The sequence below is a fragment of the Bacillus mycoides genome (assembly GCF_018742245.1).
GTDB lineage: Bacteria > Bacillota > Bacilli > Bacillales > Bacillaceae_G > Bacillus_A > Bacillus_A cereus_U.
On the sequence record NZ_CP036132.1, the window covers coordinates 3,068,088 to 3,087,848 of the forward strand.

Sequence of the window (19,761 nt, forward strand, 5' to 3'; positions counted from 1 at the left end):
TTTAAAAGCAATTTCTTTCGAAATGAGTTCTACATCTTTAATGAGTATCATTCTAACTTTCTTTAGCAGCCTTTAAATCATCAAGTATTAAAGAGAATCTATATTGTTTCATAGAGTCGATATTACCAAGCTAATCTGTCCCCAATTAATCGCTTCTGTTGCAAAGTTTTAAAAAACAAGTAAAATTGCAAGGTTATCTTTTTATTTTGGATGAAACTTATATAAGTGAAAGGCGAAGTCATTAATGAGACTCCGCCTTTCTGGTGTATAAGGATTTATTAATTTTCGTATTACTATTTAACAACGTAATCATAGATTCTATATGTTTTAGGTGACTTTGCAACAGAATTAATATTTCCCTATTTTTGTGGAGTAACAGGTTCCACTTTTAATTCTTTTATCCCTTCTTTTAATGTGACTGCATCTGTTCGTAATGTTTTCCAACTGTCTTTCGCTGCATTCAAGTTAGGTTTTAAGAATTTAAATTTATTTTGATCCGCTTTTTGGGCTGCATTCTCAATATGTCCCAGCACCCCCGAATATTGAGAATCTAAATCATGCCACTGAGTGGACATATAAGTAAGAGCGTTAATAGCATCATCAAGTGCCTTATGCATCTCACTAATATTAATATACGCAACTCCAACTACACGATTTAATGTTACTTTATAATCTACGGTCTGACGTAATTCTGCTAATGTAGGCTCTAACTTGGATAAATTACCTTGTGCTCCGAGTACTATTAGACCACCAATTAACGGTAGGCCAAAAAGGGCACCCTTCATTACATTAAATCCATCAGATTCTAATTGTTTATAATAATTTACTGATCCTAAAATTTCATCTAGACGTTTTTGATCGGCCTCAACATCAGCTCCTTGGTTTTTTAAAATCGATTGCAAGAGATCTTTATTACTTCCAAATGCTCTAACATCTTGTCCAATAGCGTCTCTTAATTTAGTTAATTCTTGTATTAACTGTTGTGCAGACTTTTGGTTTTGTTGAATTTCACCTCGTAAATCTGTAATTCCTTCTTTTAAAGTTTCTCCATCCCCTGCATTAATCGCATCTACCATTGTTTCATAATAATTGTCAAATGTTGTGTCGTATTCAACAATGCCTGTCAATGTATCTAAAAGCTGTTTTTTTACTTGTGTATCCCATGTAAGAGCATGTGCTCTTGCATTCTTTTGATCTTGTACAATTCTATCAGGTAAATCTACATATCCATTAATAGTAATTCCTTCAAAGTTCACATCTGGATTTTTAATTAACATATAAGAATAGGCATTCATAGATTTTGCAAATAACCCAGCCTTTTGCAAAGTTTCTTTCATCTTCGTTTCATTTGCTGAAAGAGACGTATCTCCATTGTTAGTTTGTTCAATTCCACTTGCAAAAGTTGCTACTGGTGAAACAACAGAAGTTGTTGTCAAAGTTAAAAACGTCGATACAGCGAGTAGTTTATAAGGGATTTTCTTCATCATTTCATATTCCTCCTATATAGGTCTTAATTTTCAGTTCTATTCTTGTTTAAAAGCGATGTCTTTCGAAATGAATTCTGCATCTTTATGAATATCATTCCAGCTTTGTTTAGCAGCTTTTAAATCATCAGGTATTAAAGAGAATTTATGTTCTTGCATAGAGTCGATATTATCAAGTAAATCTGTATAGTTAGCCCCCATTGTATTCCATTGCTTTTGAATATTTGTTAGAGACAGTATCGCTTGATCCACTGTCTGATACAGATATGCCAATGTGTCTTTCGCGTTAGTAAGCGAAATAACTGCTTGGCTAGCAAGATCAGCTTTCGTACCTAATTCTCCGATTTTTTTAGAGATTTCGTTATAGGAGTTCATATGATTAGACGCCGTGACACCAGCTGCTGTTCCTAAACCGATACCAGCTGCACCAAGAGCCGACAGGCCACCAATAACAGCCGGTGTTGCTGTACCGCCAGTTACGACAATTACTACCGCTCCTCCAATAGCTGCAATAACTAAAATAGCTGCTCCCAATCCACCACCAATTGACCATGCTAATACATCATCAAAATGTTTTTTCTGAGTAGAACGGAGTTGCTCAATTTCAGCTTGAAGTTGTGGAATTGTTGCCTGCTGACCTGCTAATATTGCCGTTAATCCACCTTTACCATCTGGGCCACCAACATTATTTTTAAAATCTGTAGAATTTTGATATAGTTTCCCTTTGAAGTCTTGTAACATCTTAATTACATCTGTAATTTCTTTTGAATTTGTATTAATTGTAGTGATTAAATCATTTATGCCCTCTTTTAGGCCTGCCTTATCTTTCTTTTGTACAGTATCTACTAATGTGTCGTAATAATTTTGAAATTGTTCATCGTAATTTACAATATTACGTGCTGTTTTTTGAATCTGCGGTTTTGCTGTATCTAGCCAATAATTCGCATTGATTCGAGACAGTTCCTGATTAAGGTGAATATTTTTGATTAATTCTCCCCCTTCTGAACCTAAATCAATATTGGATAAATTTACATTCGGTTGCTTAATCATTGTTTTTGCGTACAAATCCATTACAAGAATATGAGATCCTGTTTCAGCCAATGCTTTCTTCAGTCCTTCAGGCCCTAATGCATAATTCCCTATTTTCTGTTCTTGAGCGGTCTGTTCTTGTGCAAATGCATGAATAGTGTTACCGGTAGTAGAAGTTATAACCGTTGCCAGTGTGGCTAAAGTTAACACTTTAAATGGAAATTTCTTCATATCTATTTTCCTCCCTATTTTTCGATAGATTCTTATAACCTTCATGTTTTTATAAATTCCTAATATTAAAATTTATAAACCTGTTCTTCAAGATAACTTGTCATGTTTTTTAATCTTCTTAATGTATCTTTTTGAGACTCCTGGTTAGTATTATCAACATTAGTAGATAAAGTTGTAATACTATTTTTTATTAGATTCAAATCTTCTTTATAGCGTTTCATTAGATCAAGTTCTACATCTACTTGATTTGCAAACGTATGCAAATCATTTTGCATAAGAAGAAGCATTGATTTTTGTAAATCTGCTATTGATAGTTTCGTTGTTAAATCATATAACTTTTGGTTTTGTTTCTCTAAATCATCTAAATGTGCTCGCTGCTCTGCTGTTAGTTTATTCATTTCAGCGAAGGCACCAAATGTTTTCTTAATTTTTTCAGTGTCAATAGCTTTCATCAAGTCATACTCTTGCGTTTTTGCGGCTGCAGCTGCAGCTATTTCACCTTGTTTGCTTTTCTCAATTGCTTCACGAGCTGCTTTTTTTGCCGATTCAATCTCTAAAGCAGTTTTACCCTTTTCTTTCGCTTCTTGCTCTGCTTTTGTCTCTGCTTCTAAAATAGTGCTATTAATTTCTTTTCCTTTGTTATACGCTGCCAACCCTGCTTGAGCAACCGGTTCAATGATTTCTTTTGAAAGACTATAGACTTCTTTGAATATAACAAATCCTTGTTCATTTAAAGCTCCTGGTACTAATGCTATTTGTTGTAAATCATTCTGAATTGCTTTTTTTGTATTTATTAATTCATTTTTTAGCTGGTCTATTTTCCCTGTTCCATCTGAACTTAGTACATCCTGTGCTTTTGTCACATCAGTATCGAGATCTTTAAGTTTTTTATCAAGCTGTAATTTAAGATCTGTTAATTCATTAATCTGACGTTGTACAATGTCTTTGTTCGTCATAGCCATTTCTTGAAGAACTTCAAGTCTATCCACAAAACCTTCTTTATCTTCTTTATTGTCTATAAACGCTTTTAATGTTGGATAATAGCTATTAAATTTAGTTACAAACCCTTTATTTTTTGAATTTAATAGAATTAAATGCGGATAAAGTTCTGATGACCATTCCTTCATATCTTGCTTGATTAGGAATTGATTTGTATTTAAAGCTGGGACTTCCTCAAGCTGTACATTAGGACTCATTAAAGCTTGATCAATATATGTTTGGATTAATTTAGATTGTGCACCTAATTTTCGTAAGGATGAGGAAATATCCGTATTCTCTTGTTGCGTTTCTGCCTGAACGATTGGCATTGCGAGAGTATTGATAGGAATAGTCGCCCCAGTTACTATTGATGTTATTAAAAAACCTTTAATTATTTTATTTTTCATTCCGTACACCTCTTCACTATTGTCTGTTTATAATCTTATACATACATCTTGAACGACCTAACGCTAGGCTCTTTTCTTGCACATACTTGAGGAAGGAGAATTCTTTCGGATAGAGAGTGTTAAACCCTCGTTATTATTTACTTTTTATAGAATGTAAGGACCTTACTTCCCCCTCATTTAATTACTATGTTTTTCACAAGTAAACAATAAAAGTTCATCACCTATATTTGAATTAGCTGTCAAATGAATAGTATAATATTGATTTTTCTCTGGAGTTGCTGCTTGACTTACAGGAGCCCAGATAGATAAACTCATTGTTCCTAAAGCTAACCCTGCCATGACCTTTTTGATAATAATTTCATAATATCCCTCCTAGTTTTGTCGGCAAGGCCCTACAAGATTACAAAAGATGAAATTATACTGTACATTGCTTATACTTTTATTACGGAATAAAATCATTTTTGCTATGTAGAAACTTAAAACACTTTTTTTCAAATGTGATACTTTTGAGATTCTAGACCCTTTTGTAAATGAACGAATATTAAGATAATTAACTTCGACATAATGTTACTTGCAACTTTAGTGCACATTTATTATTGCAATCTTCTCCCCCTCGAGTGGTCATACCAATTGCACCTTTATTAAAACATCAATTTTTTAATACGTAAATAGTAGAATTTTGTCGATTATATTCAATAATTCGAATGTCGAGTGTTAATGTAAATGAAAATGTTATATTTATAAAATGATTTTTTAATATAATTTAAGTAATTATAGCAGTTACAACTTGATATACTTAGTTAAAAAGGAGTTATTTTAACTATATAAAAAATAGTTAATATAATTTGAATTTTGTTTAATATAATTTAATCACACTCTGCATATCGATCCCCTTTATTTAGATATGCATAATTACATATTTCTCCATGACAAAAAACAACAAATAAACAACAAATAATAGACGAATAAACAACAAATAAAAGATAAATAAGCAACAAATAACAACATTTTTAAAAAACATGTCGTTATTTGTTATTTTTCGTTATAATATTTATAACTTAATATGAAGATTTAATAAAATTCGGTTTAATGTCAGCTCTAAAAAACAGTAAAATTGGTACAAAGTTGAATACATTAATGATTACAGCTAGTATCGTATGGGTTCTATTGCAAAGTTTTCTAACTAGGGTACACTCTAGAAAAAGGAACAAGGAGAATCATACATGCAATATTTTAATGGGAAACAGTTCAAGAAAGATTTTATTTTGGTAGCCGCTGGCTACTACTGTCGTTTTTCTTTAAACTATCGGGATGTATCTGAGATTTTGAAAGAACGTGGGATTTCCGTACACCCTACAACTATCATGCGATGGGTTCATGAATATGGTAATCTTATTTATCAGATTTGGAAAAAGAAAAACAAATCTGCGCAACTCTCTTGGCATCTGGATGAAACCTAAATTGGGTAAAAACAAATCAAGACTAAAATGAAGAAACTATAGAATAAATAAGGCCTCCTACTTTGGTTATATGAACACAAAGTAGAAAGCCAGTTTAGTTTATGTTGTTCAACAATCGCACTCTTCACCTTAAGTTCTACTCGAGTTAAAACAACAATTGTTGTAATATGAAGTTATTAAAACATTTGTTGTTTTAAAGAAATTACGGGAAAACAATTTGTTTTTATGGCACGATATCGAAAAAAAGCAAAAGAACTTGGGAGGAACTTTTAAAAATATCCTCCGTATGAATAAAGCCTTTGATAAAATTAGTGCGATTGCCTTTGTTCGGCAAACGCGCCCGATTACGGAATAGTAGCGCCCCCCCAGTATAATCACCTTTTTACGAAATAAATGCTCCCATCATAAACTTTTGGCCTATTAAAAATAATCCCCAAGCAACTATTCCTAGTGAAATCGCTAGAACTAAATGAACAGATTGCTTTAATGCGATATAGATCACAAACAGCATTATCGCTGTTGCAGGAAATCCTACTAAAACGCCAAGTGTAAATTTGTTGATGTTTTGAGTAGATTCTCCTTGAATTGTTAGCCAAATAATACTTAGGATGCTGATTAAAGGAAGAGCAGCTACAATGCCTCCATATACAGGGAATCGCCTAGCCAATTCTGTTACGATGCCAATAATGGCAGCTGAACTTATAATTTTTATTAGCAAATACATTTATTTTGATACCTCACTTAAAATACGAAATGCTTCAACTACCATTTCCCTTTCATTAGCCGATAACCTGGTAAGTGCAGCTTGCAGTTTATTTTCATCTAACTCTGTATTCTTCTTTAATATTGCGGAACCTATTTCTGTTAAATGTAGATACACCTTACGTTGGTCTTCTTCCGACCTTTCTTTATACAACCATCCATTACCCACTAATTTTTTTACATGTTCCGAAGCTGTATTGTGTGAAATTGATAATTGCTCAGCAATGTCACGAATCATAACATATTGCTTTTTCTGAACCGTTTGTAAAATACGAACACTTTGATGCGAAATGGCTTCCTCTTGCTTAGGATGTAAATTGAAGTAAATATCGGAAAAGTAATTATTTATATTTTGAATCATTAAACCACGCTCCTAAATTAATCGTATAATACGATTATATCGTAAATTGCGATATATTATCAATAAAAAATTCTCCCTGTCTTTTCTATTTTAGTAACGGGGATCAGATTATAAAATAAGCGCTTATCCTTTTTCAAGGATTGCGCCCGTTTGTTAAACATTATTTAAAAATATCTTCTAGTTCATCTTTTAATATTTCCTTGGTCTTGCCTAGATTGAATTGGGAATTATCAAGCCAAATTTTCTTCATATCAAGATTGTCGTAGATTTCTTTTTCGAGCAACTTCATAGCCTCTAACACCTTAATAGTTCCATCTACTCCATATAATTTGTGGCTTTCCCCGTAACCTTGTTCAGTATAATATTCGATAAACCCCTCCGACCATGCTTTTGGCCGTTCATCTAAAGCTTTTTTAAAGGATGTTTCAAGGTTGTTTTGATCCACATATATTAATAATGGATTTAAACTTTTTATATTCTCGGCTAACCCTAAAACGTAGCCTGAAACCTCTTCCATCGATCTATTATATTTGACCAATCCGATAGTCAATGGGTTTTGCATAAAACAACATTCAAATACATAAGGTGAATCTTCATGAAGTGCCTTTTCACCAAAGTCCTTCCAACTTTCCGTTATGAGTTCTGTATTTTTTTCAAATGAAAGTTCATAAATATCACGAGTGCAAATTTCATTGAATAGCTGATGAGGTATTTGTTCCCCATATTTTTCCTTGATTTTAACATACGGAATAAAATATCCGTTTCCTTTCATCACCACGTTATTTTTTAGCATTTTTTGGTACTCAGGGTATTCTTCTAGAAGTCTTCTATATTCGTTTTTATCAAAAAAAGCGACACTATCATAATCAGCAGGGTGATCTAAATTGCCTTCTAAAAAGAGTTGGGCATCCAACCCTTGTTTTTTCAAAAGCTCGTGTACAAGTTTTGCAATAGTTGTTTTTCCTGATCCGGGTAAACCTTCGATCAAAATTAATTTTGTATTCATCCTGTCTCCTTTGTTTAATTCTTTTTCAGTTAAATGGCCCGATTCTTGAAGATCAAAGAAAAACAAGCCAGCTTTTCCGTTGCATTTATTTAACGGGCAACGTATTAAACCTTTTGGTTCTGGTGCAAAAATCATTTGATAGAGACATAGAAACCTACATAGACTGTTCAATGGCAGATTATGATGCAATTCCAAACAATTTATGTATGAACCTAACTTCATTTTGGGCAGACTTCACCTGTGAGTGAAGTTGTCCTTTTTTCATCATATGCATGGCTTCAACACCACTCAATATAGAGGTTGCTGTTTTAAATGACTTGAATCCCAACATAGAACGCACGCGTTTCTTAATAAAACGATGATCCTGTTCCACTATATTATTGAGATATCTAACTTGCCTTAGTTGTATACCTTCAGGCATATGTTTCTCTTCTTTCAACTCTTGAATCGCTACAGGATAGGCAGGATTCTTATCTACTGTTATCACGCGAGGTTTAGAAACGTACGAAAAAGCCAAGGTTTTCTTGAAAAAGTGCTTGGCTGCTTGTTTATCTCTTGATTGACTTAGATAAAAATCAATTGTATCCCCTTCTGAATCGACTGCACGATATAAATACATCCATTGCCCTTTTACTTTGATATATGTTTCATCGACTCTCCAAGAGTCATTTGTTGACTTAAGATGATGTCGTACTTTCTCTTCTAATTGAGGTCCATATTGATGAACCCAGCGCATAATCTTTGTGTGAGCAATTGATAATCCTCTTTCCTCCATCATTTCCACCAGGTTACGAAAGCTCAAATTGTACCGTAGGTACCACCTTACTGTTAATAAGATTAGTTCAGGCTGATAATGCTTCCATTTGAACAAATTCTCCTTTTCCATACTGATCACACACCTTTTGTAGAGTAGTAATATCAGTATGTCCAAGTTTAAGAGATTTTTTGCACCAGAACCAAAATTAGTATATTTTTTGATTACATTTCTATGAAATCATACATTAAGCATAATTCCAATCTTTTCCGATATCACAATCCCCATATGGATTTATTCCATCAAATGCTCCAACATACATAACTTTCCCACTGCGAATGATCCATTCCATACCATGTTCCTCTTCCCATGTGCAATTTAATTCTAAATCAATGACAGGTTCAGATTTATTTTTAGGATTCGGAATACATATAGTATTTGGTGTAATATGAGGTAGAACATCTGTCAGTTTAGAAAATTCTATAATATCTTCACCTATATCATCAAGAAATTCATTACAGTATCTAATAGATGCTTTACAAAGTTTATTTATCAGTTCTTCACTTAAAGAATTTAAGTATGTTATACATAGCTCTGCGTATTCGATATCTGCATCTTGGTCTATGTATACCAGAATATTTTGATCAAATAATTCGAAATAGGCTTCTCCTTCTAATTCGGAATTTTCATTGGTTTTAAGGTTTTTAATAGCCATTTCATTTAATACCTCCTTTAAATTGAATTTTTCTATTATAAGTAGTCTCTATTTTTTTAAGGTTATTAACTAACTATATTTAAACTAATCGGAACAATGTCCCCTATTTTAGATACTGTTAGATTATTAAGAGTTTGATGGATACCAAGAAAATTTTATATCGCTATCAAGTGGTTTACCGTGTGTTTCCTTGTTAATTAGGCTATACCATTCGTTTAATATTTGAGCCTTTGGTAATTGAGAGGCTGGGTCATCTTCCCAGATAATGTGTGAAAACCAAGCTTTTGTTTCCCATTCAAATTGTAATTCTGCAAACGAAATTGTAGGATGATCTGCTTCGATAAAGTGTTGGTTTACAGCATCTGAAACTTCCGAAGCTTGTGGTAATAACTCATTTTTAATTCTATTTTTCATTTCCTGATTTTCTATTTGATCCCAAAAATACAATTGTCCGTTTATTTGATAAAAAATATCAAATGAAGCCTCTCCCTTTTTCATATTAAGCAATAAAAAAGCACGCTCCACATTATTTCCAGCGGCTTTTACAGTATTAATAAGTAAATTTTGTGCCATTGAGACCCAATAGCTATTGGCTTCTTCTAGTGGGGATTCAACATACAATTCTTCATCTAATTCATGGATAGTGGCCTCTTTATTGTTTACTTGTTCCACCTTTTTAAAAAATCTACTGAAAAAACCCATGGTTTCTCCTCCTCTTTGTGATTTCCTTGTAATATATTTTAGTAATTAGATAATATTGACAATGCAATCATATCATTTTCACATGAGTTATGAAACCAAGCTAATGAATGGAGTTTGTTCTTGTATTTCTTACATTCATTTGAGAAACTGAATGTAAGAAAGAGTTTGTTTTAAGTTGTAACGGATAGCACAGTTTCAATTTTGCAAAGATGGTGGGTAAATGGAAGAGAAAAACTTAAAAAGTAAGAAATATTATAGAATTGCTTTTCTTGTATCAACAAGTTACATTTGGTTTTTGATTTTAGCAGCATACAGTATAGGTATTCCGCGATATATCGAGTTACTCGGGGGGATTTTTCTAATTACAGCCTTTACATTTTACTTTTCAGTACCTATTTTTTATATCGCTTTGCCTTTAGTATATATTCGTGTTGTACTTTCCTGTTTCCGTATATATACTACAGAGCGAATGTTGGCTTATTATGCACTTTCTTGTTTCGTTTTAGGGCTTGCTTTATTTGTTCCTTTAGCAATGTATCATTTGTATGAGGAGAACTACATTTTCGCGAAACAGGTTCAGGAACAACGTATTGAAGAAAAAGTAAAACATGAGGTTGAAAAAACTAATGGTCCAATAAAGATTACATATGTGACAAAGGCAAGTAGGGTGCAAGCGAATGAAGGTACAGGAAGTCCGGAATATTCCAAAATAAATATTCATTTTGAATTAGTTAGCTGTGATGCACAAAATGAAGGAAAGAGCGGATTTTCATGCAAATCCTCTGTCGAAGCGTACTACAAAGATAAAAAGTGGCTGGTAGATTATAATTCAGAAGAAAATACAGGTGTTCTAAATCTATCTACAGATAACCAACATGCTGTAGAATTAGAAAAGCAGTTGGCTCTTACACCAGAGGAAGCAATGAATATCCGTAATATTTCTGAATCGAAAGCGATTCAGTATATGAAAAATGAGTATAACTTTGATTTAACAATTGTTGAACAAGTCTTTGACAAGCATACGAGTTCCTATAAAAAAGAAAATAGATCATCAAATGCAATTCATGCCCTAACGATTGAAGGATATGTAAACACAGATGCTCAAAAGAATGTCACAGTTAGGGTAGAATATGATCCGATTACAAAAAAATATTGGACTCATATCATTGAAATGAGTGATGAAGCTAAAAAGTAGATAGAAAACTTTTTTACAGAGTTTGAAAATGTAATTAGGGACATGGCCAGCAATATTACTCCAATTCTTTGGGCGAGCTGGCACTTTATCAATCATTCCTACATAAGCATCAGCTATTTCACATGTTTGTCCTGGTTGAAGGGAGTTCATTAACGTCTCCATAAAACACTATCCTTTCCTATGATTCTACAGAAACATTAGCGTGGTTTTTCATTTTAGGGGGTGCTTTGTTTTGTTAGCTTGATAGCGATGTGGTACTACCCCATACCCCAAAGAGTATAATTCCTTTAACGTACAAGGAGTTCCATATATCATTGTAAAAGATCATGAAAATAACACCCAAAAAAGAAACGAACAAAAATGTTCGTTTCTTTTTCATGGTATTCAATGCTCAAGAAAACTTATAACCGCATAAATATATAGAACGACTAGAGCAAAGGCACATATTCCCATAATTATAATCGCTAGTGCGCTTTTCTCTTGTCTAAACCCTATAATTCCAAGAATAAATGCACTCAACATTGTTACCTTAAGCATTTTAGAAATGTTGGGAATTGAATATTCACTCAACCAGGTAGAGAAACTTACAATTGCGAAAAAAGAGAACAAAGCTAGAATAATAGATAATATATTAATGTGCTTCCCATACTTCAAGTGCATTTCGCTACCCCCTTTTCTTTTCATTAGTGAATAATAGGTAGATGACTATTTTTATTTTATTCTAAATTTTCTTGAAAGTACACAACAAAAAGAAGAGGTTGTCCCAAAAGTCGCTGAATAGTTACTTTTGGACAACCTCTTTTCTTTATTTTTTACTTCCCTCTAGTTTAGAGATACTTGCTTCTTTTACATCGCCAGTAATTTCATTCATGCTCAACTTATTAAATGTAGCTAAAAATTCTTGTTGAATCTCACCTTGCAATGCATTGGCTTGCTTTGTTAATTCTTTATTTTCATCACTTTTTGCCTTTTGAACATTATTCATAGCTTTCCCGATTTCATGTTTATCAAAAGCATCTTGCGCTTTCTTTAAATTTTCGGTTTGTTCTAACTTACTTCTAATCTTCTTATCATCCTTCAACTTCAAAGGAATTACTACTACAAGCTGCCAGTAGCAAGATGAATGCTAGAATTAACCCATAAAACTTAACATTTTTCATAGAACCTATGCCTCTCCTTCTATATGCATATACTTATATCATTACAATTTCTGTAAAAAATGAAGGGAATACATGTGTTATCAATTTGATAAATATTCTGTTGGAGGCATTATGTATCATTTATTATCTTTTTCGATAGACTGAATATATTCAAAGAAATCCGGTGGTTCTTCCATTGCTTCTTTTTCAAGTTCTTCACGTTCACGCGGAGACAATTTTTCTAGTAGGGGTACTACCCCATTATGCAAAAGGTAAAAATCGGAATCTAATAAATGAAAAATAATAATTCCTTATTCAACTAACGCATGCATTAGTTGAACAACCTAAGGCTGCTCCGGTAGCCATTTTTTTGTACCAACTGGCAGTTTAGTTTTCAATATGTGAAAAGGGATTTCTAAGTGATTAATTGAATATATATTTATTGTTTACTAATTTTTGGGAGGTCCCTTTATGGGAGATAAGCTTTACTGTATTGCTACATATCAAGTTCTTAATGAAGAAAGACTAGGAGCTTCGCACGGTTCTATAATAACTTATAGTGATGCTGTGACAGGATCTCCTGTTAGTGAGCTAGGGTATTTTTTAATTTATTTATTATAGTAACGTAACCGAAGAGGTTGATATGGTGACATATCAACAAACTGAGGTGGTACACTCTCGTCCTCAAGAATTATTTCTTTGGGGTGAAAGTTTTTTTATTATGTCATAATTTAAAGTTTTTGAGAGGAGAAATTATATGAATCCTATTTTATTAGATGTTCCGTTACAGATAGAAACAGACAGACTAATTCTTCGAGCACCACTTCAAGCTGGTGACGGGAATGTAGTATACCAAGCTATTAAGGATTCAATTAATGAGTTAAAACAATGGTTGCTTTTATTCCAGTCAATTCCTACTGTTGAAGAAACGGAAATTATCCTGAGAAATGCCCATATAGATTTTTTGAAAAGAGAAAGCTTTCGCTATCTTATCTATCATAAGGATACTAATGATTTTATTGGAACTGCTAGCCTTCACGGAATTAATTGGAAGATTTCTAAATGTGAAATTGGATACTGGATTAACACGCAATTTAGTGGCAAGGGATATATGACAGAAGCAGTAAGTGAGTTAACAAACCTTGGATTTCAGTTACTCAAATTTAGAAGGATTGAAATACGATGTGAATCTAATAACACTAAAAGTCGTACGATCCCTGAAAAACTAGGTTTTGAGCTGGAAGGGATATTACGTAATGAAGATCTTTCAGCTGACAGTAAACAACTAACTGATACCTGCATCTATGCAAAGGTAAATTAGATTAAAATTTTAATAATCAATTGAGTCTGTGTACATAGTTTATTCCCCTTCTAATCCGTTATTGTGATTTGTTTAGAACTATAGTACATCAATATGTTTAAAATGAAATGTACTGAAATGGTATATTCTATTAAAACAAGAAGATTTACTTCTCATAGTAATAATGTCAGTATTATATACAAATATTACAATCATTTTATAAATAAATTACTTTATGAAGTTATAAAATTAGGACCGCACATATTAGACATATCTAAAATGTGCGGTCCTTTTGTTCACTAGTGGTTCACTTATTTAACCTAAAGATAAGTATGTGGTCCTTTTACAATTTGAATTTCTTTTTAAGCTTCTTATATTTTCTATATGAACGTCTAACAATGTTTAACATGAAATACGGTATTTTAACAGGGAAAGGCAATTTATAAATGAAAGGCAAGTAAAATGTAAAATATGCCTTTTCTAGGTCTCTCCACTTACTATCTTCTTTTGTTTTTAAGAAATCAGATACATCGACTACATATCCCCTTCCGTTTTCCATCATCACATTTTTCCCGTGAACATCACAAGGAGTTAATCCTTGCTCCCTTGCATACTCTATAGCTTCATTGATATCAAGGATTACCTGCTTCGGAATTTTAATCCCCTTATGAATAGCATCGTATAAGGTAATTTCTTTTAAACGTTTCAATACTATGAAATTTCCCCCTTCATATATAAGCTTCGAATAAGAAGGATGATTTCCGATTCTTCGGTATACTTCTGACTCTTTTTCAATTCCTTCTCCTTCTCGCGCGTAAACTTTCACTACCCAATCTTTGTATTCTTTGTGCATAAATACTGCGGCATAATTACCTGTCCCTAAACACTTCCAAAGTCTGGGAATATCTTTAACTACTACAGGCTCGAATTCATCCTCACTTCTTATGCTTACCTCTTTTAATAATTCGTCCTTTATCAATCCCACAAAACTATTTATACTCATCATTCCCACTCCGGTTTTGCTAAAAGGGCTACTACCCCATACCCATCAAGTTAAAAAGTACCTTCTTCCCTAATACGAAAAAATGAGCAGACTTCACTAAGTAACTAACTTTAGAGAAATAAAATTTTCATTTAGGGGGTACTTTAAAACCTTAAAATGGATATTCTACGCAAATATATATTATTGATACAATAAGTTATGTTAACTTCACATGATTATATTATACAAAAACTCAGCAAATACCGTTACGAAAAGTGTACAAGCCATATCTACTCTCCCTAAATAGTTTATTGTGAATCTATTTTAAGGAGATAAGTAAATGGCATATTATGTAGGCTTAAATATATTTGTTGCCCAAAATGCTAATAGTAGTAATGATAGACTTGCTCAAATGTTTGTAGGAGCTCAAGACTATTGATTTGCCTATACCAATGAAGAGTATTCCGCAGATAAAATTGACTGTTTTAATCCAGATACTCAAGGAATTAACGAATGGATTGGATTATTTTTTGCCTGTGGAAATAGATTAGCAGATGGAGAAAGCTCTGGATGCATTTCGTATGTACCGATTGTTCAGAATGGTGAAATAACTGATTTTCAAGCTAATATTGTTGTCACTGATGAAGCAGATCATTTGTTACTTGCTCATGAAATCGGACATGTATTATTTGCTAGAATAGTAGGAAACAATATAGAAAGCACAGCACCTTGTTGTCCAAATGATCCTACAGGTCATAGTAACGAAGAAAATGATCTAACGCTTCCGATAGTACCAGAAATTCCTAATCCTATTCTCACACAAGAAGAGGTAGAAAAAGCTCTGCAAAGTCCTAAAGCTTTTTATGTTCAATAATTAATATAAAAAAGAGGACAAGAAAATTCTTACATCACAATTCCCCCCCATTTCTCTACTTATCAAGTAACATTAATAAATGAGGTACCGTCACATTTTCATAAATCTAAGGTTACACACTATTCATTAAGCAAAAAAGACCGTATCACTACGGTCCTTTTCTCTCTCTTATGCAAACACTATGACTGTGTAACTTTATTAGAAACAAGTAATTTTCCAATACATATAGGTAACATATCTAATAACGTTTCAAATGCGTAATTTACGTCCAGACGCTCCGTCCATTGATGTGCATCTTTTCCTACCGGCCCCATATTTAATACTGGAACGTCAAACTCTTCTAATTCCTGAAGTGGAATTGAATAACCTTTATCCCATAATGGCATATTGTCTACAAGAGAACTCATTGAGTCCAATGGGTTTTGTAAGCCCACATAGCTCAAGTCTGAAATTCCTCCAAAATAATTTTGATTTTCAAATGTAATGCTATGATTATAGTGGGCATACTTTTCCATTTCTACAACTACCTCTTTAATTAAAGGATTGTTGCGTGAACTCACAGCTGGATAGTATGGCGGAGCAAAGAAAAGTACAATCATCGGAGCCTTTTCTTTACATAAGATAGATAATTTGTCTACTAAATCAATGGTTACCGCACGATCATCTTTATCTTCTCTATTTTTTATAATATTAGATTGAATTTCATCTATTTTTTCTCTTCCATGTTGTTCAATTGCATAAGTGATAAGCTCTTCATACGTTAATACATTTACTTTGAGATTAGGCGGTATGAACGGATTATGCTTAGAAAAATGATACGCTCGCTCCTCATACGATTCTTCGATTTTCTCTGCTACTTTCGTTACTTTTTGACGTAATAATGAAACTACATCTGTCATCGTTTTTTCTAGTAAAAACAAGTTAAATAATGTGACAGCACGATGAGGAATTTGTACAGAATAATCCTCCTTTAAGTCTCTTTGAAGCAAGTTAGTTGGTGGTGGACTCGCTTCACCATCTACAATATCACAAAGGTCCGTATTCAACTCTAATTCTGCTGTTAATAATGCAGCCATATAACTCCCATTTAATCCTGCAAAAGGTTCGCCTACATGTGTCTCTTTTCCATAGCAAAGGAAACCAGGTAACACTTTACCAATAGAACCAGTATAAATATACTTATTTTGGTCACCAGGATGCCTTGAAAACATAGGCTCTGAATTTAGGACCGTTTTATAATCTAAGTCATGTTCTTTTGCTAAATCTAATAATCTCGGAACTGCAGCTCTCATCCCTACAGAGTTCACTTCTTCATCTGGAACAGCTAATAAAAGAACATTCCCATCAAATCTTCCTTCACAAGCTTGCTCAACCATCGCCATTTGTAAAGCTAGACCACATTTCATGTCCATCGTTCCTCTACCAAATAGCCAATCTCCTTGTTCTATATCTTCACGTACGTGATCTGGTAGCTCATCTTTATGAGAATAAAACATAGATGTTAACTTTTTAGGGTTAAATGCATCTTCTTTCCACACTCCGTAATCTTGTACATCTACAACATCAAAGTGGCTAACAAGAATTACGGTATTTTTCGTACTATCGCTTTTCTTTACTAGCGCTGTAACAAAATATCTTCCATCCCCGGTCGGATTTTTTTGCAAATGATGCGGATTTTGTTTGAAATACTGTAAGTCAGATAATTGTTCTACAACAAAGTCTGGTAATATAACTTCAGCTTCTGAACCTGTAATACTAGGAATTTCAACAAGATTGCTTAATAATTGCACTAATTGTTCTTTTGATTGCCACTTTGACATATAAATCCCCCTATTTTTCCGCATTATGAAAATCAATTCCAATATATGAATAAAAAATGACGACAGTTATCAAAATTATAATTCTGATGTACTGCCGATTTTTATTGATATTTCATGAGCTGCTTGTTTTACCTTACTAATAAGAAAAGATAGTCGATCATCATTAATGCGATGACTAATTAACCCAACACTTAATGCTCCTACTACTTTATGATTAAATCCGATAATAGGTGCAGCTACTGAAGCTGTCCCTTCTGTTTTTTCACCATAACTCACAGCATATCCTTCATTTCTTATTTGCTTTATTTGATCGAAAAGAATTTGCTTTTGTTCTGGTAAAGAAGAAAGTAAATGTTCTACAATGTGTTCCATTTCATTCGTGTTCATATTGGCAAGCATCGTTTTATTTGCGGCGCCAATTGAAAGTGGAATCTGTTCCCCTAAGTTATCGATAACTCGAATTTTTAAAGGGCTATCAATTCTTTCAATGATAATAGAATGTGTTCCATTTGGAATGTTCAAATAAACACTTTCTTCAACTTCAGAGGCCAAACGCTTCATCACTTCTCTTGCAACGGATCTGTAGTCTACCTTCTCCAATTGACGTAATCCTATTTCCATCCACATTGGCCCAATCTTGTACTGTTTTGTTTCTGAAATTTGCGTAACTAACCCATGCTCCATCAAAGAGTTCAGTAACCTATGTACTGTACTAACCGGGAGATGTGTTCTATCAGCTATATCAGAAATAGCCCAATACTCTTTTTCATTTGTAGAATTCAGTAACTTAATAATACCTATCGCTCGATCAATGGACTGTACCATAACTCGCCTCAACTTTACTTGTAGTATGTTTAGCCTAATTAACTATCAATTTAACAAAAATTCAAACTGAAATCAATTAATTTATTTAATTTTCTAAAAATAGAGATATAACACTATCAAAAAAAATGAAAACGTATACAAAAAAATATTGACTTTTCTTTTTAATTATCTGAAAATTAGAACAAGATTTCACATCACGGAATACATTCCATAATACGGAAAAACATCAATCTTCATACTACCAATTATGAAAGTGAGGAAAACAATGACGCAAGTAAACAATACAAACAATGAATTAAAGCGCACAATGAAAGGTAGACATTTATTCATGATTGCACTCGGTGGTGTGATTGGAACGGGGTTATTTAACGGATCTGGTTATATTATAAGTCAAGCTGGACCTGGTGGATCCGTACTTGCCTTTATGGCCGGTGGATTATTAATGTATCTCGTTATGCTATGTCTTGGTGAGCTTGCTGTAGCAATGCCAGTTTCAGGTTCCTTCCAGGAATATGCCACTAAGTTCATCAATCCAGCAACTGGATTTACCATCGGATGGTTGTATTGGCTAAGCTGGGCGAATACGACTGGTCTTGAATTTACAACTGCTGGTATTACAATGCAGCGATGGTTTCCTGATATTCCTGTCTGGGTTTGGTGTTTAATATTTGGTGTTACAATATTCACTATTAACGCATTATCCGCTCGTAGTTATGCAGAAACAGAATTTTGGTTTTCAAGTATAAAAGTATCTGCCATTATCGCTTTCATTATTCTTGGCGGCGCCGCTATGTTCGGTTTTATTGATTTAAAAGGAAACGAACCCGCTCCGCTTCTTTCAAATTTCGTAAATCATGGTGGTTTATTCCCAAATGGACTTGCCGCTATTCTTTTAACAATGGTTACAGTCAATTATTCCTTCCAAGGTACAGAACTTGTTGGAATCGCAGCAGGTGAAAGTGAAGATCCAGCAAAGACTTTACCTCGTTCTATTAGAAATATAATATGGCGCACGATGTTTTTCTTCGTCTTAGCAATCTTTGTTCTCGTGGCTTTAATTCCTTGGGAAGAGGCAGGATTAACAAAAAGTCCGTTTGTTGCTGTATTTGATAATATAGGTATTCCATATGCAGCTGATATTATGAACTTTGTTATTCTTACTGCTGTTCTTTCTGTCGCAAACTCAGGACTGTACGCCGCAACTCGAATGCTTTGGTCATTATCAAAAAATGATATGGCTCCAGCCTTTTTAAAGAAATTATCATCACGAGGGATACCTCTAAACGCTTTACTCTTGACGATAGCTATTTCTGCTTTTTCTCTTTTGACAAGCGTTGTAGCTGCTGAAACGGTTTACTTATGGCTGATTTCAATTTCTGGAGTCATTACAATTATTGTTTGGATGTCAATTTGTGTTTCTCAATTCTTTTTCCGTAAACATTATTTAGCCGAAGGTGGAAAATTAGAAGACTTAAAATTTAAAACTCCACTTTATCCACTTGTACCAATTCTTGGTTTTGGATTGTATGGCATTATATTAATAAGTCTTATCTTTATCCCAAGTCAAAGACTAGGAATCTATTGCACTGTACCATTTATCATCTTTTGCTACACCTACTATCACTTTAAGATAAAGAAAAGAATTGCTACTAACACTCATACAGAGACTAAAATTAGTGAAACTTCTTAATACTATGCTTAAAAGCCCGCACATTGCTTTTACTTCATGTGCGGGCT

The 19,761-nt window shown here is 33.4% G+C and carries 19 protein-coding genes and 1 pseudogene; 6 read left to right on the top strand and 14 right to left on the bottom strand.

Going from position 1 to position 19,761, the window contains the following annotated elements:
* Positions 1-359: 359 nt before the first annotated feature.
* The 3 genes from hblA to hblC all read right to left on the bottom strand — a co-directional run bounded on the left by hblA (position 360) and on the right by hblC (position 4,129).
* Positions 360-1,487 carry a hemolysin BL binding component B gene (gene hblA, locus EXW56_RS15720; RefSeq protein WP_002017155.1) on the bottom strand — a complete coding sequence of 376 codons (1,128 nt, stop codon included), beginning with the start codon at positions 1,485-1,487 and terminating at the stop codon, positions 360-362.
* Between the two features lie 36 nt (positions 1,488-1,523).
* Positions 1,524-2,744, bottom strand: a complete 1,221-nt coding sequence (gene hblD, locus EXW56_RS15725; RefSeq protein ID WP_002199893.1) for a hemolytic enterotoxin HBL lytic component L1 — start codon at positions 2,742-2,744, stop codon at positions 1,524-1,526.
* A 65-nt stretch (positions 2,745-2,809) separates the two neighbouring features.
* A complete protein-coding gene (hblC, locus tag EXW56_RS15730) occupies positions 2,810-4,129 on the bottom strand; it encodes a hemolysin BL lytic component L2 (RefSeq protein WP_215596753.1) in 1,320 nt (439 codons plus the stop codon).
* A gap of 1,223 nt (positions 4,130-5,352) precedes the next feature.
* On the opposite strand from hblC, the pseudogene EXW56_RS15735 reads away from it, so the two are divergent.
* Positions 5,353-5,586: pseudogene (locus EXW56_RS15735) on the top strand (IS6 family transposase); the annotation flags it as partial.
* Positions 5,587-5,971: 385 nt separating this feature from the next.
* Here the strand turns inward: EXW56_RS15735 and EXW56_RS15740 are convergent.
* The 6 genes from EXW56_RS15740 to EXW56_RS15765 all read right to left on the bottom strand — a co-directional run bounded on the left by EXW56_RS15740 (position 5,972) and on the right by EXW56_RS15765 (position 9,889).
* Complete coding sequence (locus tag EXW56_RS15740; protein WP_215557217.1) at positions 5,972-6,313, bottom strand: DUF3147 family protein; 342 nt, start codon at positions 6,311-6,313, stop codon at positions 5,972-5,974.
* Complete coding sequence (locus EXW56_RS15745; RefSeq protein WP_002199889.1) at positions 6,314-6,712, bottom strand: MarR family winged helix-turn-helix transcriptional regulator; 399 nt, start codon at positions 6,710-6,712, stop codon at positions 6,314-6,316.
* 160 nt (positions 6,713-6,872) lie between these two features.
* Positions 6,873-7,718, bottom strand: coding sequence for a P-loop NTPase family protein (locus EXW56_RS15750; RefSeq protein WP_078181424.1), 846 nt, complete (start codon positions 7,716-7,718; stop codon positions 6,873-6,875).
* Positions 7,719-7,896: 178 nt separating this feature from the next.
* Positions 7,897-8,604 (bottom strand): IS6 family transposase, encoded by a 708-nt coding sequence (locus EXW56_RS15755; RefSeq protein WP_215596754.1) that lies wholly within the window; start codon positions 8,602-8,604, stop codon positions 7,897-7,899.
* 115 nt (positions 8,605-8,719) lie between these two features.
* Positions 8,720-9,187, bottom strand: coding sequence for a DUF6985 domain-containing protein (locus tag EXW56_RS15760; RefSeq protein ID WP_002199885.1), 468 nt, complete (start codon positions 9,185-9,187; stop codon positions 8,720-8,722).
* Between the two features lie 126 nt (positions 9,188-9,313).
* On the bottom strand, positions 9,314-9,889 hold the full coding sequence (locus EXW56_RS15765; protein WP_215557219.1) for a hypothetical protein: 576 nt from the start codon (positions 9,887-9,889) through the stop codon (positions 9,314-9,316).
* Between the two features lie 220 nt (positions 9,890-10,109).
* Here EXW56_RS15765 and EXW56_RS15770 point away from each other — a divergent pair, with 220 nt between their 5' ends.
* Positions 10,110-11,084, top strand: a complete 975-nt coding sequence (locus EXW56_RS15770) for a hypothetical protein (RefSeq protein ID WP_002199883.1) — start codon at positions 10,110-10,112, stop codon at positions 11,082-11,084.
* Between the two features lie 384 nt (positions 11,085-11,468).
* Here EXW56_RS15770 and EXW56_RS15775 read toward each other — a convergent pair whose 3' ends face one another.
* Both EXW56_RS15775 and EXW56_RS27705 read right to left on the bottom strand, forming a co-directional pair.
* Entirely contained in the window at positions 11,469-11,744 is a 276-nt protein-coding gene (locus EXW56_RS15775; protein ID WP_215557220.1) for a hypothetical protein, read from the bottom strand.
* A gap of 145 nt (positions 11,745-11,889) precedes the next feature.
* The gene (locus tag EXW56_RS27705) at positions 11,890-12,171 is read right to left on the bottom strand and encodes a hypothetical protein (RefSeq protein ID WP_252197272.1); all 282 of its coding nucleotides are present in this window, start codon (positions 12,169-12,171) and stop codon (positions 11,890-11,892) included.
* Between the two features lie 523 nt (positions 12,172-12,694).
* On the opposite strand from EXW56_RS27705, the gene EXW56_RS15785 reads away from it, so the two are divergent.
* Both EXW56_RS15785 and EXW56_RS15790 read left to right on the top strand, forming a co-directional pair.
* Positions 12,695-12,844, top strand: a complete 150-nt coding sequence (locus tag EXW56_RS15785) for a hypothetical protein (protein WP_215596755.1) — start codon at positions 12,695-12,697, stop codon at positions 12,842-12,844.
* A 136-nt stretch (positions 12,845-12,980) separates the two neighbouring features.
* The gene (locus EXW56_RS15790) at positions 12,981-13,544 is read left to right on the top strand and encodes a GNAT family N-acetyltransferase (RefSeq protein WP_002199879.1); all 564 of its coding nucleotides are present in this window, start codon (positions 12,981-12,983) and stop codon (positions 13,542-13,544) included.
* 322 nt (positions 13,545-13,866) lie between these two features.
* Here EXW56_RS15790 and EXW56_RS15795 read toward each other — a convergent pair whose 3' ends face one another.
* Positions 13,867-14,526, bottom strand: a complete 660-nt coding sequence (locus EXW56_RS15795; protein WP_033713999.1) for a protein kinase family protein — start codon at positions 14,524-14,526, stop codon at positions 13,867-13,869.
* Between the two features lie 634 nt (positions 14,527-15,160).
* On the opposite strand from EXW56_RS15795, the gene EXW56_RS15800 reads away from it, so the two are divergent.
* Positions 15,161-15,379, top strand: coding sequence for a hypothetical protein (locus EXW56_RS15800; RefSeq protein WP_215596756.1), 219 nt, complete (start codon positions 15,161-15,163; stop codon positions 15,377-15,379).
* A gap of 179 nt (positions 15,380-15,558) precedes the next feature.
* On the opposite strand, the gene EXW56_RS15805 is transcribed toward EXW56_RS15800, so the two are convergent.
* On the bottom strand, positions 15,559-17,199 hold the full coding sequence (locus EXW56_RS15805) for a M20/M25/M40 family metallo-hydrolase (RefSeq protein ID WP_215557224.1): 1,641 nt from the start codon (positions 17,197-17,199) through the stop codon (positions 15,559-15,561).
* 75 nt (positions 17,200-17,274) lie between these two features.
* Positions 17,275-18,024, bottom strand: coding sequence for an IclR family transcriptional regulator (locus EXW56_RS15810; RefSeq protein WP_002120836.1), 750 nt, complete (start codon positions 18,022-18,024; stop codon positions 17,275-17,277).
* Positions 18,025-18,289: 265 nt separating this feature from the next.
* On the opposite strand from EXW56_RS15810, the gene EXW56_RS15815 reads away from it, so the two are divergent.
* Positions 18,290-19,714, top strand: a complete 1,425-nt coding sequence (locus EXW56_RS15815; RefSeq protein ID WP_002199875.1) for an amino acid permease — start codon at positions 18,290-18,292, stop codon at positions 19,712-19,714.
* Positions 19,715-19,761 lie beyond the last annotated feature (47 nt).